The organism is Streptomyces hiroshimensis (assembly GCF_014650335.1).
In the GTDB taxonomy this organism is placed as follows: Bacteria; Actinomycetota; Actinomycetes; order Streptomycetales; family Streptomycetaceae; genus Streptomyces; species Streptomyces hiroshimensis.
In genome coordinates this window covers 1-21,803 of sequence record NZ_BMUT01000004.1, presented here as the reverse complement: position 1 = coordinate 21,803, position 21,803 = coordinate 1, and the positions used below count along the sequence as shown (strand labels likewise).

At 73.2% G+C, this 21,803-nt stretch carries 16 protein-coding genes; 11 read left to right on the top strand and 5 right to left on the bottom strand.

Translation table 11 applies throughout. The annotated features are described in order from the left end of the window. Positions 1–15: 15 nt before the first annotated feature. The 3 genes from IE241_RS11020 to IE241_RS11010 all read right to left on the bottom strand — a co-directional run bounded on the left by IE241_RS11020 (position 16) and on the right by IE241_RS11010 (position 2,942). Positions 16–1,347, bottom strand: a complete 1,332-nt coding sequence (locus IE241_RS11020) for a coenzyme F420-0:L-glutamate ligase (protein WP_190021540.1) — start codon at positions 1,345–1,347, stop codon at positions 16–18. After that, positions 1,344–2,315: a 2-phospho-L-lactate transferase gene (cofD, locus tag IE241_RS11015; RefSeq protein ID WP_190021539.1), complete on the bottom strand. Its 972-nt coding sequence runs from the start codon at positions 2,313–2,315 to the stop codon at positions 1,344–1,346. The genes IE241_RS11020 and cofD overlap by 4 nt, the downstream gene beginning before the upstream one ends. Positions 2,316–2,378: 63 nt before the next feature. After that, entirely contained in the window at positions 2,379–2,942 is a 564-nt protein-coding gene (locus tag IE241_RS11010) for a cysteine dioxygenase (protein ID WP_190021538.1), read from the bottom strand. A gap of 691 nt (positions 2,943–3,633) precedes the next feature. Between IE241_RS11010 and IE241_RS11005 the strand changes: the two genes are divergently transcribed. The 3 genes from IE241_RS11005 (at position 3,634) to IE241_RS10995 (ending at position 9,774) form a co-directional block, all read left to right on the top strand. Continuing rightward, complete coding sequence (locus tag IE241_RS11005; RefSeq protein WP_004952403.1) at positions 3,634–3,897, top strand: WhiB family transcriptional regulator; 264 nt, start codon at positions 3,634–3,636, stop codon at positions 3,895–3,897. A gap of 463 nt (positions 3,898–4,360) precedes the next feature. Continuing rightward, positions 4,361–8,194, top strand: coding sequence for a glycosyltransferase family 2 protein (locus IE241_RS11000; protein WP_190021537.1), 3,834 nt, complete (start codon positions 4,361–4,363; stop codon positions 8,192–8,194). Further along, a complete protein-coding gene (locus IE241_RS10995) occupies positions 8,191–9,774 on the top strand; it encodes a DUF5719 family protein (RefSeq protein ID WP_190021536.1) in 1,584 nt (527 codons plus the stop codon). Before IE241_RS11000 ends, IE241_RS10995 begins: the two co-directional genes overlap by 4 nt. A gap of 26 nt (positions 9,775–9,800) precedes the next feature. On the opposite strand, the gene IE241_RS10990 is transcribed toward IE241_RS10995, so the two are convergent. After that, complete coding sequence (locus IE241_RS10990; RefSeq protein WP_229899115.1) at positions 9,801–10,217, bottom strand: metallopeptidase family protein; 417 nt, start codon at positions 10,215–10,217, stop codon at positions 9,801–9,803. 363 nt (positions 10,218–10,580) lie between these two features. Between IE241_RS10990 and IE241_RS10985 the strand changes: the two genes are divergently transcribed. From IE241_RS10985 to IE241_RS10960, 6 genes are all read left to right on the top strand, one after another. Beyond that, the gene (locus IE241_RS10985; RefSeq protein ID WP_190021534.1) at positions 10,581–11,021 is read left to right on the top strand and encodes a DUF3499 domain-containing protein; all 441 of its coding nucleotides are present in this window, start codon (positions 10,581–10,583) and stop codon (positions 11,019–11,021) included. A 159-nt stretch (positions 11,022–11,180) separates the two neighbouring features. After that, positions 11,181–12,539 (top strand): phosphomannomutase/phosphoglucomutase, encoded by a 1,359-nt coding sequence (locus tag IE241_RS10980; RefSeq protein ID WP_190021533.1) that lies wholly within the window; start codon positions 11,181–11,183, stop codon positions 12,537–12,539. 330 nt (positions 12,540–12,869) lie between these two features. Further along, entirely contained in the window at positions 12,870–13,055 is a 186-nt protein-coding gene (locus tag IE241_RS10975) for a Trm112 family protein (RefSeq protein ID WP_190021532.1), read from the top strand. A gap of 101 nt (positions 13,056–13,156) precedes the next feature. Then, entirely contained in the window at positions 13,157–14,338 is a 1,182-nt protein-coding gene (locus tag IE241_RS10970) for an SIS domain-containing protein (RefSeq protein ID WP_190021531.1), read from the top strand. A 40-nt stretch (positions 14,339–14,378) separates the two neighbouring features. Beyond that, complete coding sequence (gene manA / locus IE241_RS10965) at positions 14,379–15,590, top strand: mannose-6-phosphate isomerase, class I (RefSeq protein ID WP_190021530.1); 1,212 nt, start codon at positions 14,379–14,381, stop codon at positions 15,588–15,590. 102 nt (positions 15,591–15,692) lie between these two features. Next, entirely contained in the window at positions 15,693–16,661 is a 969-nt protein-coding gene (locus IE241_RS10960) for a cation diffusion facilitator family transporter (RefSeq protein ID WP_190021529.1), read from the top strand. Positions 16,662–16,832: 171 nt separating this feature from the next. Here IE241_RS10960 and IE241_RS10955 read toward each other — a convergent pair whose 3' ends face one another. Then, a complete protein-coding gene (locus IE241_RS10955; RefSeq protein ID WP_190021528.1) occupies positions 16,833–18,830 on the bottom strand; it encodes a fructose-specific PTS transporter subunit EIIC in 1,998 nt (665 codons plus the stop codon). Positions 18,831–19,231: 401 nt separating this feature from the next. On the opposite strand from IE241_RS10955, the gene ahcY reads away from it, so the two are divergent. Next, the gene (gene ahcY, locus IE241_RS10950; RefSeq protein WP_190021527.1) at positions 19,232–20,689 is read left to right on the top strand and encodes an adenosylhomocysteinase; all 1,458 of its coding nucleotides are present in this window, start codon (positions 19,232–19,234) and stop codon (positions 20,687–20,689) included. Positions 20,690–20,794: 105 nt separating this feature from the next. After that, positions 20,795–21,412: a hypothetical protein gene (locus IE241_RS10945; protein WP_190021526.1), complete on the top strand. Its 618-nt coding sequence runs from the start codon at positions 20,795–20,797 to the stop codon at positions 21,410–21,412. Positions 21,413–21,803: the final 391 nt, after the last annotated feature.

The window sequence follows — 21,803 nt, the reverse complement described above, 5'->3', positions numbered from 1 at the left end:
GCAGGACCCCGGGGCCTAGCGGACCTCGATGAACGCGTCGGCGACCCGCGCCGGCCGCTCCCGGGGCGGTGCCGCCGCGTGCCCCACGGCCACGGCCCCCATCGGGTCCCACCCCTCCGGGAGCTCCAGCACCTCCCGCACCACGTCCCGGCAGAACATCGTCGACGAGATCCACGCCGACCCCAGCCGCTCCCCGGCCAGCGCGACGAGGAAGTTCTGCACGGCCGCGCCGGCCGCGACGACGAACATCTCGCGCTCGGAAGCGTTGCGCCGGGTATCGGGGTAGGTGTGCGACCCGTCCATGACCAGACACGGCACGGCCAGATAGGGAGCGTTGCGCAGCACGTCCCCCCGCCGCACCCGCTTGGCGATGCTCTCCTCGCTGAACCCGTCCCCCCTCAGGTCCGCGATCCACGCCTCCCGCATGGCGTCGAGCAGCCGCATCCGTGCCTCCTCGGACTCCAGCAGGACGAAGCGCCAGGGCGTCGTGTGATGCGGGGCGGGCGCGGTGACGGCGGCGGCGACGGCGCGCCGCACGGCGGCGCCGTCCACGGGCTCGTCGGTGAACTCGCGCACCGTCCGCCGCAGCGTCACGGCCTCCCGCACCGCCTCGGAGGTCCCGAGCCGGAACATGTCGTCGGCGGCGGACCGCACCAGGGCACGCGCCCCGGAGTCGCCGTCCTCGCCCTCACCCACCACGTGAGGCAACCCGCGCACCACGGCGACCGGCAGCCCCGCCGCCTTCCCCTTGACGAGGTCCCCGGCGGCGGCCAGCTCGTCGGCCGTGGCGACGACGGTCGCGCTCAGCGGATTGCCGTGCGCGTCGGTGCCGCCCCGCAGGTCGTCCAGCACCCGCACCCCGGCCGCACCGATGGCGACGTCGGTCAGCCCGCTGCGCCAGGGCCGGCCGAAGGTGTCCGTCACGACGACGCCGACGTCGACGCCGAGCGCATCGCGCAGGCCGGCCCGCAGCTCGCGGGCGGAGGCGTCGGGGTCCTCGGGCAGCAGCAGTATCGTCCCGGCGGAGGTGTTGGACGCGTCGACGCCGGCGGCGGCCATCACCAGGCCCTGCCGGTTCTCCACGATCCGCAGGGGCCCGCGCCGGGCGACGACCCGTACGGTCTCGGCGTCTATGGCCGCCTCGCGGTCCTCCGCCTGAACGATCCGCCCCTCCGCCTTGCTGACGATCTTCGAGGTGACGAGCAGGACGTCGCCGTCGGCGAGCCCGGGCAGGCCCTCGCCCGTGACCGCACCGGCGAGGAGCTTGACGAGGTCGTCGCCGGCCTGCACCTCGGGAATCCCGGGCACGGCCCACACCCGGTACCCGGGAACGTGCCCCGCGCTCACCGGCGCACCTCCTCGGCCAGCGCCAGCGCCTGCGCGGCCATGGCGGCCGTGGCCTGCGTGTCCGTCATCATCAGCGGCACGGCCCGGCACGCGATGCCCGCGGCCTCGACCTCGCCCACGGCACCGGCGTCGACGGTGTCGACGAGCCAGCCGTCGAGCAGCCCGGAGCCGTAGTGCCGGGCGACGGCCGCGGCCGTGGACTCGACGCCGACGGCGGCCAGCACCTTGTCGGCCATGCCGCGCACGGGCGCGTCGCCGACGATGGGGGAGAGGCCGACGACGGGCGCGGAGGCCCCGGCGACGGCCTCGCGGACGCCGGGCACGGCCAGGATGGTCCCGACGCTGACGACGGGGTTGGACGGCGGGAAGAGGATGACGTCGGCGGCGGCGATCGCGTCCAGGACGCCGGGCGCGGGCTTGGCCTGATCGGCGCCGACGGGGATGATCGCGTGGGCGGGCGTCTCGGCCCGCAGGCGCACCCAGTACTCCTGGAAGTGCACGGCCTTACGGGCGCCTTCATCGCCCTCGGGATCGTCGATCAGGACATGCGTCTCGACCCGGTCGTCGCTCATCGGCAGCAGCCGCACTCCCGGCTGCCAGCGCGCGCACAGCGCCTCGGTCACGGCGCTCAGCGGGTAGCCGGCGCCGAGCATCTGCGTGCGGACGATGTGCGTGGCGAAGTCGCGGTCGCCGAGCCCGAACCACTCGGGCCCGACGCCGTACGCCGCCAACTCCTCCTTCACGGCGAAGGATTCGCCGGCCCGGCCCCACCCCTGTTCCTCGTGGATGCCGCCGCCGAGCGTGTACATCACGGTGTCGAGGTCGGGGCAGACCTTGAGCCCGAAGAGGTGGATGTCGTCGCCGGTGTTGCCGATGACGGTGATGTCCGCGTCGGGGACTGCTGACTTGAGGCCACGGAGGAAGCGGGCGCCCCCGATCCCGCCGGCCAGAACCACAATGCGCTGCATGCGGTCAGTCTGTCAGCACGCAGCGCAGCGGCTGAGGGGTGGTGGCCTGCGCCGGACGACCTGTCAGCTCCGGACGGCGTCCCGTGCGGCGTCCCGTGCGGCGTTCCGGACGGCGTTCCGGACGGCGGGTGCCGGCTCGGTGGCCGCCGACGCCGACCGGTGCATGGGCATCTCGGTCAGCCCCGGCGAGTAGACGTGGAGGCTGACGGCCGGCGCGAGGGAGTCGTTGACGATCTCATGAGCGTATCCGGGGGCGAAGACACGCTGCGCTCCGGCGCGCAGCACCTGCCGTGCGCCGTCGAGCGGTCCGGTGCTTCCGGTGATCTCGGTCAGCTCACCCTCGAGGACGGTCAGCACGCCGGAGGAGGGGCCGTGGTCGTGGGCCCCGCTGCCCTGGCCGGGCACCCAGCTCAGCAGCCAGACCTCGTAGCCGGGGCCGGTGCGCAGCCGGTGGTACCAGCGGGTGGTGGCGTCGTACCGGACGAGGTGGGCCCAGGAGGCGCGGTCGGCGGCGACGGCCCGGGCCAGCCCGGCGAACTCGGCGACGGTGCGCGGGTGGGCGGGCGCGGGCGGCAGCAGGTGGGGGATGGCGAGCGGGTCGCCGGCGATCTGGACGTCGCTGTTCATGTGCGGAGATTCCTCGGCGGAGGTGCGGGGGAGGGCGCGGTGACAGGCGGAGCGTGGGGCGCCCGGAGCTACGGGTGGCGCGAGGGCGCGATGCGCCGCGGACGGCCGGGTGACGGCCACGCGGGCGGGATGGTGCGGGACCCCGGGTAAGGCGGGGTCAGCCGGAGCTCTGGGGCATCAACAGCTGGAACAGCGACAGCGAGCCTGCACAGCGCAGCGGGACCCGTAGTCACGGGTCAGGCTGAGGGCGGCGTTCACTGGCATGCCCACCACGGTGACGGGACCGGACACGTTGTGTCAACTGCGCGTCCCTTTTGGGGTCAATGTTTCACCTCATCCGGTAACTGTGGGTGCTCCAAGGTTTGCGGGGGTGTGACCATGGACAGGTGGCGCTCCAGTCGGGGCCGTAAACATCGTTCGGCCGGACGGTGCAACGGGATTGCCGCGCGTGACGTCCTCTCTTTGCGGAGGGGAGCGGGGCGGCCGTGGTCGGCGGAGGGGTCTGTCCGGACTTGTAATGTTTTGGACACTTTCTGCTTGGCTTTGGTTCCGCAGAGTGAATAAGGGGCCCAATAGCAGATCTCGGCTTGACTGGCCCGGATCGGCACACTTGTAATTTCACCCGTGTCGTTCTGCCGTACTTTGATGAAGGCGACGACGCGGGGACGTAAATGACAGACGAGGGGCGCACATGACCGAGCTGTTTCAGCAACTGCTGGTCGAGGAGGCGGACGAGGAGCTCGGCTGGCAAGAGCGCGCGCTGTGCGCTCAGACCGATCCCGAGTCCTTCTTCCCCGAGAAGGGCGGATCCACGCGGGAGGCGAAGAAGGTCTGCCTCGCCTGCGAAGTCCGCTCGGAATGCCTTGAATATGCCCTTGCCAATGACGAGCGCTTCGGCATCTGGGGCGGCCTGTCCGAGCGGGAGCGCCGCCGCCTCAAGAAGGCAGCGGTCTGAGCTTCCGATAGGCATACGGATCCCATGAGGCGGATAAGCGGCCTAATTGGGGATCGCCAGGGATCATCAAGGATCGTCGAGGATCAGAGCCGGTGATTCGGTTTCGGTGATTCAGGGGCCAGCGATTCGGCGGGTAATCCCGGAATTCGTAGGCTGATAGTCACCGAAAGTTAAAAGCGGAGGCCAAGGGTTGGCGCCCCGTGGTGCCGACCGCCGGGTTCGGAACCGGGCCCGGCCGGGGTTTCCGCCGGTAGCACCCTCCCCACCCCAGGACGTACGGGACGACCTACGGTCCGCCCACCGCGCCCGCGGCGCGAGGCGGACCGCTGTGTGCGCAGCCACTAGTGTGGGGCCCCGTCCGAGACGCACCGCCGCCCCGACGGGCGCACCCGCGGCCGGCGCAGTCCAGCACAGCAGTCATCCGGGGCCCGCCCCGGACCCCGGCCGGAGGGCCCGTACCCCGATGTCCGTGCACAGCAATGCGGCGCACTCGAAGACGGCGGCCGCGTCCGCCGCCCCCACCCGCCTGCCCACGTTCGACCCGGCCGTCGCACCGGCCTTCCCGCGCCACGTCGTCACCGCCGTGATCGTCAGCCACGACGGCGCCCGCTGGCTCCCCGACGCCATCGAGGGCCTCCTCGGCCAGGAGCGCTCCGTACAGAGCGCCGTCGGCGCCGACACCGGCAGCGCCGACGACTCCGCCCAGCTGCTCGCCGACGCCCTCGGCCCGGACCGCGTCCTGCACCTCGCCCGCCGCGCCGGCTTCGGCACCGCCGTCGAGGAGGCCCTGCGCGCCGTCCCCGCACCGGACCCCGAGGAACTGCCCTACCTCAAGCGCTCCAGCGGCTGGGACCCCGTCAGCCGCACCTGGCGCGAGGACGCCTACGACCAGCCCGGAGACGGCCGCCGCCACGGCGACGCCGACCTCGAACCCGTCCAGTGGCTGTGGCTCCTGCACGACGACTGCGCACCCGAACCCGGCGCCCTCCACGAGCTCCTGCGCGTCGCCGAGTCCGAGCCCGAGGCCGCCGTCCTCGGCCCCAAGCTGCGCGGCTGGTACGACCGCCGCCAGCTGCTGGAGACCGGCGTCTCCATCGCCCGCAGCGGCCGCCGCTGGACCGGCCTCGACCGCCGCGAACAGGACCAGGGCCAGCACGACCAGGTGCGCACCGTGCTGTCGGTGTCCACCGCCGGCATGCTCGTGCGCCGCGACGTCTTCGAGGAGCTCGGCGGCTTCGACCCCCGGCTGCCCCTCATGCGCGACGACGTCGACCTGTGCTGGCGCGCCCACGCCGCCGGCCACCGCGTCCTCGTCGCCCCCGACGCCGTCCTGCGGCACGCCGAGGCCGCCGCCCGCGAACGCCGCCCCGTCGACTGCGCCGGCCGCCGCGCCGTCAACCCGCACCGCATCGACAAGGCCGGCGCCGTCCACACGCTGCTCGCCAACACCCGCGGCCCGCTCCTGGCCTACGTCCTGCTGCGGCTCGTCCTCGGCACCCTCCTGCACGCCCTCGGCTACCTCCTGGGCAAGGCCCCCGCGCAGGCCTTCGACGAACTCGCCGGCCTCTTCGGCGTCCTCCTGCGCCCGGGCCGCATCCGCGCCGCCCGGGCGAAGCGCGGCGCCCCCGCCGTCGCACCGGGCGACCTGAGACCCCTCTTCCCGCCGCCCGGCGCGACCCTCCGGGCCACCGCCGAACAGCTCGCGAGCAACTTCGGCGGCCGCTGGGACGACGCACCCGCCTCCGGCGGGCGCCACGGCGCCGTCGAATCCGGGCCGACCGGGGAGGACGCCGACTTCCTGGAGATCGAGCAGTTCGCCCGCCTCAAGCGCCTCGTCCGCAAGCCCGCACCGGTCCTCTTCGGCCTCCTGCTGATCGTCTCCGTCGTCGCCTGCCGCCAGCTCTTCGGCGGCGGCAGCCTGTCCGGCGGCGCCCTGCTGCCCGCGCCCGACGGGGCCTCCGCCCTGTGGGCGCAGTACACCGACGGCTGGCACGCGGTCGGCGTCGGCAGTACGGGCAGTGCGCCCCCCTACCTGGCGGTCCTCGCCACCCTCTCGACGCTCTTCCTCGGCTCCACCGGCTTCACCCTCACCCTGCTGCTGGTCTGCTCGGTGCCCCTGGCCGGCCTCACCGCCTACTTCGCCTCCCGGCCGCTGGTCTCCTCCCGCCCCCTGCGGGCCTGGGCCGCCGTCGCCTACGCCTTCCTGCCGGCCGCCACCGGCGCCCTCGCCGCCGGCCGGCTCGGCACCGCGGTCCTCGCGATCCTGCTGCCGCTCATGGCGCGCACCGCCGTCGCGGCCACCGGTCTGCGCGTCCCGGGCGCCCGCCCCACATGGCGCGCATCCTGGGCGTACGCCCTCCTGCTCACCGTCACCACCGCCTTCACCCCGGTGGTCTGGCCGCTCGCCGTCGTCCTGGGCCTGGGCGCCCTGGCCCTGCACGGCGCCCAGGGCGGGCGCGCACGGCTGGTGCTCCACGGCCCGCGCTTCCTCGCCGTCGTGCTCACCCCCGTCGCCGTGCTGGCCCCCTGGTCCCCGGGCCTGTTCGCGCACCCGGGCCGCTTCCTGACCGAGGCCGGGATCGACCGGGCCGTCACCGGCGCGTCCTCCCCGCTGCACCTGCTCACCGCGGACCCCGGCGGCTCGAAGGCCGTCGGCGGGCTGCTGCTGGCAGGCGTCGTCCTGGCCGCGCTCGCCGCCCTGCTGCGCGCCGACCGGCAGCTCGCCGTCCGCGGCGCCTGGGTGGCCGCCCTGGCGGCCCTCGCCGCCGCGGTGCTCACCGCCCGCTCGTCCTGGGCCGGACCGGCCACCCTCGTCTACGGGCTCGCGCTCATCGCCGCCGCGGCCGTCGGCGCGGAAGGCGCGCGGGCGCGCGTGGCCGCGCTCAGCTTCGGCTGGCGGCAGCCCGTGGCCGCGCTCATCGCCCTCGCCGCGGCCGCCGCCCCGCTGGTCGCAGCCGTGGCCTGGGCCGTCGGCGGCGCAGACGGCCCGCTGAAGCGACGCGACCCCGCACAGGTGCCGGCCTTCGTGGCGGAGGAGGCGGCCACCCGCGACCGGGCCCGCACCCTGGTCCTCGACGGCCGCGACGGCCGGGTCTCCTACGCACTCGTCCGGGGCTCCGGCGCCCGGCTCGGTGACGCCGAGGCCGCCGCGGCCGCCGGGGCGGACCCCAAGCTCGACTCCGTCGTCGCCGGTCTCGTCGCGGGCTCCGGAGCCGACCAGGCGGACCTCCTCGGCGGTTACGCCGTCGGCTACGTCCTCGTCCGCAACAGCGCCCCCGCGGCCATGAGCCGCGTCCTGGACACCACGCCCGGCCTGACCCGCCTCAGCCGCCAGGACGACGCCTCGCTGTGGCGGGTCGACCGCGAGGTTGCACGTATCACTGTCGTCGCCGGCGAGGCGCAGGGAGGCGCGCAGGGCGGCGGGCAGCGGCCCGCCCCCGTCCCGGTCGCCGCGGGGCCCGTGGAGGCCCGCGCCACGCTCCCCGCCGGTCCCGCGGGCCGCGTCCTGCGCATCGCCGACAAGGCGGCCCCCGGCTGGCAGGCCACCCTCGACGGACGCGCCCTCAAGAGCACCACCGTCGACGGCTGGGCCCAGGGCTTCGAACTGCCTGCGGGCGGCGGCAAGCTGGCGCTGACCTACAAGGCGCCCACCGCGCACACCGCCTGGCTGTGGACCCAGGGCCTCCTCGCGGCCGTCCTCGTGGTGCTCGCCCTGCCGGGGCGCAAGCGCCAGGTCGACGACGACCTCCCGGAGGCCGGGGGCGCGGCCGTCGCGGCTCCCGAACCCACCTCCGTACCGGCCCAGGCCGTCGCCGGGGAGGGCCGCCGTGCGCGCCGGCTGCGGGCTGCCGCAGAGGCCGCCCGGCCGGACGCCGCCGGTACGCCGGAAGAGCCCCCCGCCGAGCCGGTGGCCGACTCCTTCGCCGACCCGTACGCGGCTCCTTATGCCGACTCCTACGTCGATCCGTATGCCGATCCGTACGGGCAACAGCAGACGACCGATCCGTACGCTGAGATGCCGCAGCCGCCGCCGCAGCAGCAGCAACAACAGCAGTACGGGCAGGAGATGCCCTACGGCTCGTACGGCGAACAGCACTACCACGGCGGCCACGGCGGCCACGGGGGCACGTACGACGCCGCCTACGGCGACGCGCAGCAACAGGTCCCGTACCAAGGCCAGTACCAGGAGCAGCCGTACGCGACAGGCGCGTACGACCCGTACACCTACGGCGGAGCACACGACACCACGTACGGCGGCGGTGACCGGCACCACCGCGACGGGAGCGAGCAGCAGTGAAGCGCACCACCCTGTCCCTGTTCGCCGCCACCGCAGTCCTCGCGGCCCTGGGCGGCGCGGCCGTCCTCACCGTGCCGTCCGGCGCCGAGGGCACCGGCGGCACGGCCCGTACGGCCGCGAAGACGCCCGCCCGGCTGCCCGTCCAGCGCTCCATGGCCCTCTGCCCGGCCCCGACTTCCTCGGACGTGGGGGAGACGGCCTACACCGCGTTCACCCCGGCGGGCGGGGCGAAGGGCGCAGGCGCGAAGAAGAGCGCGGCCGAGCTGCTGTCCGCGGCGGGCACCGACAAGGGCGCCGACAAGAAGGATGAAGGCGACAAAAAAGATGGCAAGGGCAAGAAGGATGACAAGGGCGGAAAGGGCGACAAGAGCCCCGCGCCCGCGGGCACTTCGGTGCTCTCCCTGAAGGAGCCCGGAAAGCCCGCGACGGCCACCACCGGCCGCTCCGACGCCCCCGCCCTCATCGGCAGCGCCGACGGGGCGCTCGCCCCGGGCTGGACCGTGCAGCAGACCACCGTGGTCGCGGCGGGCAGCGGGCGCGGGCTGCACGGGCTGACGTGCACGGCGCCCGACACCTCGTTCTGGTTCCCCGGCGCGAGCACCGTCAAGGGCCGCCAGGACTACGTCCACCTGACCAACCCCGACAGCACCGCGGCCGTCGTCGACCTGGAGCTCTACGGCAAGGACGGCCGCATCAAGGCCGGGGCGGGGGAAGGTGTCACGGTCCCGCCGCGCTCCACCGTCCCCGTGCTGCTGTCCTCCCTCACGGACGCGCCCGCGGAGGACCTCACGGTGCACGTGGCGGCCCGCTCGGGCCGGGTCGGGGCGGGGCTGCAGTCCGCTGACGACAAGAAGGGCGGCGACTGGATCCCGGCGTCCGCAGAGCCGTCCGCCGACGCCGTCCTGCCCGGCATCCCGGCCGACGCGACGTCCGTCCGGCTCGTCGTCTTCGCCCCCGGCTCGGACGACGCCGACCTCAAGCTGCGCTTCGCCGGGCCGAACGGCGCGATCACCCCCGCCGGCCACGAGACGCTGCACGTGCGCAGCGGCATGACCGCCGCCGTCGACCTCGGAGACGTCGCCAAGGGCGAGGCGGGCTCGCTGCTGCTCACGGCGGACGGCAGGAGCGCACCGGTCGTCGCCGCGCTGCGCGTCACCCGCGGCAAGGACGACAAGCAGGAGACGGCGTTCATCCCCGCCGTGGCGCAGCTCGGCGGGCGGGCCACGGTGGCGGACAACCGCCCCAAGGGCAGCACGCTCGCGCTGGCCGCGCCCGGCAAGGAGGCGGCACAGGTGAAGATCACCTCCTCCGCGGGCAGCGAGGGCGGCGAGCCGGCGGTGAAGACGTACACGGTGAAGCCGGGCACCACGCTGACCGTCGAGCCGCCGCAGCCGCCGGGCGCCAAGGGGTCGTTCGCGGTGACGGTGGAGAAGGTCTCCGGCGGGCCGGTGCACGCCTCGCGGATGCTGGCGCTGCCCAAGGACGGCGTGCCCATGTTCACGATCCAGCCGCTGCCGGACGACCGTTCGTCGGTGGCGGTGCCGGAGACGGGTCAGGACCTGTCGATGCTCAACCGCTGACGGGCCTGCCGGCCCGTCAGCCCGGGTCAGTCCTGGCCGTAGCGAGGGTCGACCGACTCCGGGGCGAGCCCGAGGAGTTCGGCGACCTGCTCGACGACGACCTCGTGCACCAGCAGGGCGCGCTCGTCGCGGCTCTTGGTGCGGATCTCCACCGGGCGGCGGTAGATCACGATCCGGTCGGGGGAGTCGCCGCGGGCGGCCACGTAGCGGCCGAGGGGGACGGAGTCGCGGTCGAAGTCGAAGGCGTCCAGGCCGTCGGGGTCGCTCATGGCGCCGCCCGCGTCACTCCTGGTGACCGGCACCTCGCGGACCACGAAGTCGACGGAGGCGAGCTGCGGCCAGCGGCGCTCCAGCCGCTCGGCGGAGTCGTGCACCATGTCGACGAACGCCTCGCCGCGGCTGACCGACAGCGGCACTTGGGGCGGTGCGATCGGCCCGCGCATGCCGCGTCCGTGTCGGTCGCGGTGGCGCGGGCGCGGCCCGGCGTGGCTGGGGGTACCCCCGGTGGTGGCAGGGGGCGGTACGCGGTTGTCCATCACTCTTGAGGGTATCCGTCGGCCGCCCTGTCGTCCGCGGCTGTCGCGCATCCGGGAATGTCGCCTGATGAACATTCCGGCCATCCCTGTGATCAATTATGGTCGGATACCGGACCGTCCGGTCTGTTCGTGAGGCCCGGAGCGGGGGTGCCGGTGGCCGGTCTCCGGCCCGGTGAGACCCTGTTCACAGCCCTCCGTGCAGGTCAGCGCGGTGGGGAGAAGCGGTCGTCCACGGGACGAACCAGGACGACACGGAGGGGTGAGCCGGAGGTGAGTCGTCGCGGCCCGCTCAAGAGTGCGGTACCGTCCAACGTCGTGAGCCCTGTACGTCGCTGTTCGCGCACCGCGTGCGGCCGCCCGGCCGTCGCGACGCTGACGTACGTCTATGCCGATTCGACCGCCGTCCTCGGACCGCTCGCCACCTACGCCGAACCCCACTGCTACGACCTGTGCGCCGAGCACTCCGAGCGGCTGACCGCTCCGCGTGGCTGGGATGTCGTCCGCCTCGCCCTGGACAGCGGCCCCGCCCGCCCCAGCGGTGACGACCTCGAAGCCCTCGCCAACGCCGTGCGCGAAGCGGCCCGTCCGCAGGAGCGCCCCGCGCAGCCGGGGCCCCCGCCGGGCACCGCCGGCCCGGGCGGCCGCGACGCCGATCCGATGGAGGTCGCCCGCCGAGGCCACCTCAGGGTCCTTCGCTCGCCCGACAACTGACGCCGTCACGGCCTTTCGTCCGATGCCGTCACAGCCTTTCGTCCTTTCGTTCTTTCGTCCGAGCAGTGTCCGGAACGGTGTTCAGGCGGCCCGCGTCCGGATTGTCAGTGCGCCCCGGTAGGTTTGTCTCCCCGTACCGGACCCAGGAAGGCGTTGGCTGTGGCTGATCTGTCGCAGATCGTGAAGGCATACGACGTACGCGGTGTGGTCCCGGATCAGTGGGACGAAGCACTGGCGGAGCTCTTCGGCGCCGCCTTCGCCCAGGTGACGGGCGCGGCCGCCGTCGTCGTCGGGCACGACATGCGGCCCTCGTCGCCCGGCCTCTCGCGGGCCTTCGCCCGCGGCGCCGCCGCCCGCGGCGTGGATGTGACCGAGATCGGCCTGTGCTCCACCGACCAGCTGTATTTCGCGAGCGGCCACCTCGGGCTGCCGGGCGCGATGTTCACGGCCAGTCACAACCCCGCGCAGTACAACGGCATCAAGATGTGCCGGGCCGGCGCGGCCCCCGTCGGGCAGGACTCCGGCCTCGCCGAGATCCGCTCCCTGGTCGAGGGCTGGCTCGAAAACGGCGCCCCCGAGCCCGCGCAGACCGCCGGCACCCTCAGCCGGCAGGATGTCCTCGCGGACTACGCGGCCCACCTGCGCTCCCTGGTCGACCTGAGCGGCATCCGCCCGCTGAAGGTCGTCGTCGACGCCGGAAACGGCATGGGCGGGCACACCGTGCCCACCGTCTTCGAGGGCCTGCCCGTCGAGCTCGACGCGATGTACTTCGAGCTCGACGGCACCTTCCCCAACCACGAGGCCAACCCCCTCGACCCGAAGAACATCGTCGACCTGCAGCAGCGCGTGCGCGAGGTCGGTGCCGACATCGGCCTGGCCTTCGACGGCGACGCCGACCGCTGCTTCGTCGTCGACGGCAACGGCGACCCCGTCTCCCCCTCCGCCATCACCGCCCTGGTCGCGGCGCGGGAGCTCGCCAAGCACCCCGGCGGCACCGTCATCCACAACCTGATCACCTCGTGGTCGGTGCCGGAGGTCGTCAAGGAGTGCGGCGGCACGCCCGTGCGCACCCGCGTGGGGCACTCCTTCATCAAGGAGGAGATGGCCCGCAGCGGCGCGATCTTCGGCGGCGAGCACTCCGCGCACTACTACTTCCGGGACTTCTGGAACGCCGACACGGGCATGCTCGCCGCCATGCACGTCCTCGCCGCCCTCGGCGGCCAGAGCGGCCCGCTGTCCGAGCTGGTCGCCGAGTACGACCGCTACGCCGGCTCCGGCGAGATCAACAGCACCGTCGCCGACCAGGCCGGGCGCACGGCCGCCGTCCGCGCCGCCTACGAGAACGTGCCGGGCGTGGAGTTCGACGAGCTCGACGGCCTCACCGTGGCCGCCTCCGACTGGTGGTTCAACATCCGCGCCTCCAACACGGAGCCGCTCCTCCGCCTGAACGTCGAGGCCCGCGACGCGGAGACGGTGTCCCGCATCCGCGACGAGGTCCTGGCCATCGTGCGGGCGTAGGACGCGCCTGAATCCGCCGCAACGGCGAGCAGGCGAACTCAACCGCTCCGGCGGTGCCGAGCCGGCCTGGTCCGGTTCCGGCACCGCCGGAACGCGCCGTCGTGGCCGGACGCCGCGGCGGCGGAAGAGGAGACGCCGGGTGTCCAGCGGCCCCTGAACCCGCCGCGACGGCGAGCAAGCGAACCCGACCGCCTCGGCGGTGCCGACCCGGCCGCACCGGCGAACCGGGCACGGCACAGCGCCCCAGCGAACCGGCACGGCACAGCGGCCCTCGTCCCCCCGCACAGGTAGTCTGGCCGGACAGAGACGTACATCCGAAGGGAACCCCTCATGCCGCTCGAAGCCGGTCTCCTGGAGATCCTCGCCTGCCCGGCGTGCCACGCGCCCCTCCGCGACGAGTCCGCCTCCGAGGAGTCCCCCGAGCTGGTGTGCGAGGGCGCGGGCTGCGGCCTGGCCTACCCCGTCCGGGACGGCATCCCCGTCCTGCTCGTGGACGAGGCCCGGCGCCCGGCCTGACGCCGCAGCGCCCGCCCGACCCCGCCCGGCGGCCCACCGCACCACAGGCCCGGCCGGGCACCCGCACGGCGTACACGACGGCGACCGGAGGCTGATCCACGGTGTTCGACGAGTCACTCCTCGATGACCCCGACGCTCTGTCCCGTGCCGACCTCCACGGCCTCCTGCGCGGCGCCGCCGAATCCGGCGCCCGGGTCCGTACGGCCGCCCGCAACGCCGCGGAGGCCGGTGTCACGGGCCTCCGCCCGGACGGCCGACCCCGCGGCGTCCTGGTCGCGGGGCCGGGCCCCGTCGCCGGCTGCACCGCAGACCTCCTCACCGCGCTCGCCGGCGGCAGCGCTCCCGTGAGCCTGATCCGCCCGACCGGCGTCGCCCCCGCGCCCGGCGCCCTGCGCTGGACGCTCCCCGGCTGGACCGGCCCGCTCGACCTGCTGCTGGTCGCCAGCCCGGACGGCACGGAGCCCGGCCTTGCCATCCTCCTCGAACAGGCCTACCGCCGCGGCTGCTCCGTCGTCTGCGTCAGCCCGGCCGGTTCGCCCCTCGCCGACGCCACCGCGCAGGCCCGCGGCCTCGCGATCCCGCTGACCACTTCGCCGGACGAGGCCCGGGCGGGCGGCGAGCCGGGCGCCCACCCCGGCGATGAGGTGCCCGCAGGCGAGCGCCCCGCGCTGCTCCCGGGCCCGGGTCTCCTGTGGTCCCTGCTCACCCCGCTGCTCGTGCTCGCCGACCGCATAGGGCTGCTCGCCGCCGACCCCGCCGCGGTCGAGGCGCTCGCCGACCGCCTGGACCAGGTCGCCGAGCGCTGCGGCCCGGCCATCGCCACGTACAGCAACCCCGCCAAGACCCTGGCGGCCGAGCTGGCCGACACCCTCCCGCTCATCTGGACGGAGGGCGAGCTCGCGGCGGCGGCCGGCCGGCACTTCGCGACGGTCCTCGCCGCTCTCGCCGGGCGCCCGGCCCTCGCCGCCGAGCTGCCCGAGGCGCTGACCGCCCACGGCACCCTCCTCGCGGGAGCCTTCGCCGCCGGTGCGGACCCCGAGGACTTCTTCCGCGACCGCGTGGAGGAGCCCGAGGCCCTGCACGCCCGCGTCGTCCTGCTCCGCGAACAGGAGCCCGACGTCACCTCGCCCGCCCCCGCCGCCCGCGAGCTCGCCCTCCAGCGCGAGACGCCCGTCAGCGAGCTGGAGCCCACCGACGCCGACAGTCCCCTGCAGACCGCTGCTGAACTGCTGGCCATCACGGATTTCGCCGCCGTCTACCTGGCCCTCGCCTCGACCCCGTAGACCCGTGGAAACGCCGTACGCACAGTCAGGAACCGCCCGCATGGACCGCCTCGTCAATACCGTGCGCCCCTACGCCTGGGGCTCCACCACCGCGATCCCCGCGCTGCTGGGCACCGCCCCCACCGGCGAGCCGCAGGCCGAACTGTGGATGGGCGCCCATCCCGGCGCCCCCTCCCGCGTGGAGCGGGACGGCGGCGGGGAAGGCCTGCGCCCCCTCTCCGACGTCATCGCCGCCGACCCCGAGGGCGAGCTCGGCGCACGGGCCGTCCGCCGCTTCGGGCCCCGGCTGCCGTTCCTGTTCAAGGTCCTCGCCGCCGGGTCCCCGCTCTCCCTCCAGGTCCACCCCGGCCTCGCCGAGGCCGCAGCAGGCCACGCCGCGGAGGAGGCCCGGGGCGTCCCCCTCGACGCCCCCCACCGCAACTACAAGGACACCAACCACAAGCCCGAACTCCTCTGCGCCCTCACCCCCTTCGAGGGGCTGTGCGGCTTCCGCGCGCCCGGCGAGACGGCCGGCCTCCTCGCCGCGCTCGACGTCGACTCCCTCAAGCCGTACGCCGACCTCCTGCACGCCCGCCCGGAGGAGGACGCCCTGCGGGAGGTCCTCACCGCCGTCCTCTCCGCCGAGCACGGCGAGATGGCCCGCACCGTCACCGAGGCGGCCGCCGCGGCCGAGCGGCTCGCCGCGCAGGAAGGGCCGTACCGGGACGCCTGCGCCGCCTACGTCTCCCTCGCCCGGCACTACCCCGGCGACCCCGGCGTCATCGCGGCCATGCTCCTCAACCACGTGCTCCTCCAGCCCGGCGAAGCCCTCTACCTGGGCGCGGGCGTCCCGCACGCCTACCTCGACGGCCTCGGCGTCGAAATCATGGCCAACTCGGACAACGTGCTGCGCTGCGGCCTGACGCCCAAGCACGTCGACGTCCCCGAACTGCTGCGCGTCGTCCGCTTCGAGAGCGCCGCCCCCGCCGTCCTGCGCCCCGAGGCCGACGCCGGCGGCGAAGAGGTCTACGGCACCCCCGTCGAGGAGTTCCGCCTCTCCCGCTTCGACCTCGCCCCCGGCTCCACGGCCACGCTGCCCGCCGGCACGCCCCAGATCCTGCTGTGCACCTCGGGCACCGCCGTCCTGCGCACCGCGGACGACGGCCGGGAGCTGCGGCTCCGCCAGGGCGAATCCGCGTTCGTACGGGCGGCCGAGAGCGTCGTGCTCGCCGGTGACGACGCCCGGGTCTTCCGCGCCACGGTCGCCGTCTGACCCTCCCGCCCGCCCCGCGGCTGCAACAATGGCCCGCCGTAAAGGAACCGCAAAGCCCGGCAGTCCAGGGGTGGATCAGGGCGGAAGGGACAACCCGCACATATGAGTGCATCAGGCGGAACCAAGGCCATCGTCGCCGCGCTCGGCGCCAACCTGGCCATCGCCGTGGCGAAGTTCGTCGCGTTCGCGTTCAGCGGCTCGTCGTCGATGCTCGCCGAAGGGGTGCACTCGGTCGCTGACTCCGGCAACCAGGCGCTGCTCCTCCTCGGCGGCAAGAAGGCCCAGCGCGCGGCCAGCGAGGAACACCCCTTCGGCTACGGCCGCGAGCGCTACATCTACGGCTTCCTCGTCTCGATCGTCCTGTTCACCATCGGCGGCGTCTTCGCGCTCTACGAGGGCTACGAGAAGATCAGGGAACCGCACGAGATCGAGCACTGGTACTGGCCCGTCGGCGTCCTCGTCTTCGCGATCATCGCGGAGGGCTTCTCCTTCCGTACGGCGATCAAGGAGTCCAACGAGCTGCGCGGCAAGCAGTCCTGGGGCCAGTTCATCCGTACCGCCAAGGCCCCCGAACTGCCCGTCGTCCTGCTCGAGGACTTCGGCGCCCTCGTCGGCCTCGTCCTCGCCCTCGGCGGCGTCGGCCTCGCCCTCGCCACGGGCGACGGCGTCTGGGACGGCATCGGCACCCTGTGCATCGGTGCCCTTCTGGTGCTGATCGCGCTGGTCCTCGCCTCGGAGACGAAGTCCCTGCTGCTCGGCGAAGCCGCCGGACCGGAGCAGGTCGCGAAGATCCGCGCCGCGGCCGTCGACGGCGAGACCGTCACCCGCGTCATCCACATGCGCACCCTCCACCTTGGCCCCGAGGAACTCCTCGTCGCGGCCAAGATCGCGGTGCAGCACGACGACACCGCCGTGGAGATCGCCGAGGCGATCGACGCGGCGGAAGCGAGGATCCGCGAGGCGGTCCCGATCGCCCGGGTCATCTACCTGGAGCCGGACGTCTACCGCGAGGAAGCGGCAGCGGCCGGCGCGGACCCGTCGGCGACGCCGGGCGGCCCGGCCCGCCACTGAGGAAGAACGACGCGGGGGCCGTGCCCGGGCCGCCGTAATGCCCTTGCGGGCTCACGGCGCCTCAGAGCACGGCCTCCGCGCCGGTGCATCTCCGGCAACCGACTTCCGCCACCGCGGTGCCAGGCCCCGACCGGCTGCCCCCGGGTGCGGGCACCCGAGGACCCGGCTCCGCTACTGAACCTCCCGCAAGATGCCCACCAGGGCACCCGCGTCCGGCCCCGCCGAAAGCAACCGCTCCCGGAACCCCGGATCCATCAGCTTCCGCGACAGCATCGCCAGGATCCGCAGGTGTTCATCGCCCGCGGCCGCGCTCGGTACGGCGATCATGAAGATCAACCGGGCCTTCGTCCCGTCCAGCGCCCCCCACTCGATGCCCTCGGAGCGCGCGAACCCGACCACCGGGGCCGACACCGCATCCGTCTTCGCATGCGGGATCGCGATCTCCTCCCCGAGCCCCGTCGTCCCCATCTCCTCCCGCGCGAGCGCCGCCGCGACCAGACCGTCCACGTCGTCCACGTGCCCGCTCGCGGCCAGCAGCCCGGCCATCTCCCGGATCGCCGCCTCCTTCCCGCGGGCCGCCAGCCGCGGCCGCACGGTCCGTACGGTGAGGTGGCCGGAGAGCGCAGAACCGGCGGCCTCGGCGGCCGGGCTCTCGGCGGCGACAGGCGCCGGCCCCGCCACGGACGGCCCCGCCACGGCCGCAGTCGGGCGCCCGCCCAGGGTCATCAAAGTGACCGTCGTCAGCGCCGTCACCACCGTGCCGATGGCGATCGCGACGAAGAACATCGGCACCCCGTCCACCGCCCCCAGCACCGCCACGATCGGCCCCCCGTGCGGCACGTGGTCCGCAACCGCCGCGAGCCCCGCGACCGCACCCGCCACCGCGCCACCGCACATGTTCGCCGGAATGACCCGCGCCGGACGGGCCGCGGCGAACGGGATCGCGCCCTCGGTGATGCCGAAGAACCCCATGAACAGCGCCGCCAGCCCGGTCTCCTGCTCCTGCTTGCTGAACAGCCCCCGCCGCAGCAGCGTCGCGAGCCCCTGCCCGAGCGGCGGCACCGGAATGGCCGCCGCACACATGCCCATGATCTCGGGGTTCTGCGAGACCAGCCCGGCGCCGAAGAGGAACGCCGTCTTGTTCACGGGCCCGCCCATATCGAAGGCGATCATCAGGCCGAGCAGGACGCCGAGCAGGGCGGCACTCGTCCCGGTCAGGCCCCCCAGCCAGCTCGTGAGGTGCTCGAACACCCACGCGATCGGCGGACCGATGACGTAGACGACGAACAGGCCGAGCGCCGCCGAGGACACGATCGGGATCACGATGACCGGCATGATCGGCCGGACGAACTCCGGCACCTTGACCTTCTTGATCCACAACACCAGATAGCCGGCCAGGAAGCCGGTGGCGATGGCCCCGATGAACCCCGCCCCCGCCTTGCTGTCGTACAGCTCCCCGTGGCTCGCGATCCAGCCCCCGACCATGCCCGGCACGAGAGCCGGCCGGTCCCCGATGGCGTAGGCGATATAGCCGGAGAGCACCGGGACCATCAGCGTGAAGCCGATGACACCGATGTCGTTGACCGTCTGCCAGAACGAGCTGTCGAAGACGATCCCCTGAGGCGTGGTCCGCCCGCCCAAGGCGAGCGACACGGAAATCAGCAGACCGCCGACGACCACGAACGGGATCATGTACGAGACGCCGTTCATCAGCGCCTTGTAGACCGTGCCGCGCTCCCGCCCGCCACCGCCCGCCCCCGCGAGCAACCCGCCCCCGGAGCCGGCGTCGGAGCCGGCCCCCGCGCCGTCGCCCCGGTGGACCGGAGCGTTCAGTACGTCCCGGATCAGCCGCTCCGGACGCCGGATGCCCTCGGCGACCCCCACGGACAGCACCCGCTTCCCGGCGAAGCGGCTGAGATCGACGTCCTTGTCGGCGGCGACGATGATGCCGTCGGCCTCCCTGATGTCGCTGTCGGAGAGGACGTTCTCGGCCCCGATCGACCCCTGCGTCTCCACCTTCATCCCGTAGCCGAGCTCCTGCGCGGCCTGGGCCAGCTTCTCCGCCGCCATGTACGTGTGCGCGATCCCCGTCGGGCAGGCGGTCACGGCGAGCAGCCTGCGCCCCTCTGCCGCCGCGTCACGCTCGGGGGGATCGGCCGGACTGGTCACGTGGATCTCCTCACGACGGATCGCCTCACAACGGATCGCCCGCGGGGCGTGCCACGCCCTCGCGCTTCTCGCATCCTGCAACACCCGACCAGCACAGGAAACGAGGCCGTTCCGGTGTCAGCACGCGCAGCCCTGCCGGAATCTGACGTTCCGGCGGATCGGGCGCCGGTGGGGGTGGGGTTCGGCGGGTACCCCGGTGTAGATTCGTGGACGAGCCAGACGTCGCTGCTGATGGCGGTCGGGCGGCCCGCGCGACGGACCGGCCGAGGGAGAGAGGGCCTCCGACGGACTGCGCTGCGGTCGGGGCACCGGTGCGTCCAGTGTGTCCAGCTGCTCAGGCAGCCCGACCGCATGCACGGCCGTGTCCACCCTCGCTCGCCCTTCACAGAGGAGCAGCCCGTATGACCACCACTTCCCCCGGCCAGGACTTCAAGGTCGCGGACCTCTCGCTGGCGGCCTTCGGCCGCAAGGAGATCACGCTGGCCGAGCACGAGATGCCCGGCCTGATGTCGATCCGCAAGGAGTACGCGGAGGCGCAGCCGCTGGCGGGTGCGCGCATCACCGGCTCGCTGCACATGACGGTCCAGACGGCCGTCCTGATCGAGACCCTCGTGGCGCTGGGCGCGCAGGTGCGCTGGGCGTCCTGCAACATCTTCTCCACCCAGGACCACGCCGCGGCCGCCATCGCGGTCGGCCCGGACGGCACCCCGGAGAACCCTCAGGGCGTGCCGGTCTTCGCCTGGAAGGGCGAGACCCTGGAGGAGTACTGGTGGTGCACGGAGCAGGCCCTGACCTGGCCGAACGCCGCCACCGGCGGCCCGAACATGATCCTGGACGACGGCGGTGACGCCACCCTCCTCGTACACAAGGGCGTCGAGTTCGAGAAGGCGGGCAGCGCTCCGGACCCGTCCACGGCGGACAGCGAGGAGTACGCCCAGATCCTCACCCTGCTGAACCGCACGCTGGGGGAGAGCCCCCAGAAGTGGACCCAGCTGGCGTCGGAGATCCGCGGCGTCACGGAGGAGACGACGACGGGCGTCCACCGCCTGTACGAGATGCAGCGCGAAGGCACGCTCCTCTTCCCCGCGATCAATGTGAACGACGCGGTGACGAAGTCGAAGTTCGACAACAAGTACGGCTGCCGCCACTCGCTGATCGACGGCATCAACCGCGCCACGGACGTCCTGATCGGCGGCAAGGTCGCGGTCGTCTGCGGCTACGGCGATGTGGGCAAGGGCTGTGCGGAGTCGCTGCGCGGCCAGGGCGCCCGAGTGATCGTCACCGAGATCGACCCGATCAACGCCCTGCAGGCGGCGATGGACGGCTACCAGGTCACCACCCTGGACGAGGTCGTGGAGATCGCCGACATCTTCGTCACCACGACGGGCAACAAGGACATCATCATGGCCTCGGACATGGCCCGGATGAAGCACCAGGCCATCGTCGGCAACATCGGCCACTTCGACAACGAGATCGACATGGCCGGCCTGGCGAAGATCCCGGGGATCGTGAAGGACGAGGTCAAGCCGCAGGTCCACACGTGGACGTTCGAGGACGGCAAGGTCCTGATCGTGCTGTCCGAGGGCCGTCTGCTGAACCTGGGCAACGCGACCGGTCACCCGTCCTTCGTCATGTCGAACTCGTTCGCGGACCAGACGCTGGCGCAGATCGAGCTGTTCACGAAGCCGGAGTCGTACCCGACGGACGTCTACGTCCTGCCGAAGCTGCTGGACGAGAAGGTCGCGCGCCTTCACCTGGACGCGCTGGGCGTCAAGCTCACCACGCTCCGTCCGGAGCAGGCGTCCTACATTGGTGTCCCGGTCGAGGGTCCGTACAAGCCGGACCACTACCGCTACTGATACCGGCGCAGCAGCACCAGCACTACCAGCAGTACTGAAAGCAATCGGTAACAGGCCCCTGCCGGGAAGGCAGGGGCCTGTCCCTGTTCTGTCGAGGACCCCACCATGCCCCGCGGCCGCTACTCGCTCCATGATCCGCACGACCACACCCCCCTTGGTGAAGAACACTTCCACTGCGCCACCGGCCCCTCCGGCTGGCGCTACGTCTCGCAGGTCACCACTCCGGCCGGCGACCACGCCGGCTCCGTCGACCTCACCCTCGACGACCTGGGCCGCCCGATCCGCGTGCAGCTCCACGCCGGGAGCTGGCAGGTGCGCGGCGCGGCCCTCGACGGCGTGACCTGGGTACGCACGGACCCCACCGGGGAGCACGCCACGGAAGGCAACGTCACGGAGGCCCGGGCCTTCACCGGCGCATCCCCCGCCTTCTACGTCGCCCTGTCCCGGGCCCTGCGGCTGACCCCGGGCGCAGGCGCAACGCGCATCCGGCTCGTCGGCTTCACCTCCCCCGTCCTCGCCCCCCGGACCCTCGACCAGTCGTGGGCCCTGGTCAGCAGGACAGCACACGCCACTGACAACGGCCCGCTCCAAGTGGACGCGTACCAGGTCAGCGACCTGGAGACGGGCGAGCAGCACATGGTGAACCTGGCGGGCGACGTCGTCCTGTCGGCCCCCGGCATCGAGCTGGAGGACCTCGACAGCCCGCCGTCGTCGTTCGGCTGATGTGCGGAAGGGCTGGTCAGCCTGGTAGTGTCCTCTTCGCCCCACAAGACCTGTTGACACAGGCCGAATGGGGAGGTAGATTCGAACGGTTGCCGGGGGAACTGGACAGGTTCCCGCGGAACGGCTAGTGTCTACAGCGCTCTGGTGGTGAACGAGATTCACCCCGAGCACCTTCGATCCCTTATCGGAAGCGAAAAGCCGATTAGCTCGGCCGGAAAGCGTCTGATAAAGTCGGGATCACCGCCGGAAAGCGAAAGCTGAAAGGCGAAACCCCGCTCCAACAGGGGGCCGGAAACGGAATTCGGAACCGACTGCTTCTTCTAGAGGCGGGAGAGACCGGAAAACGGATCTGGTAAGGTTGGAAACAACGAAGGGAAGCGCCCGGAGGAAA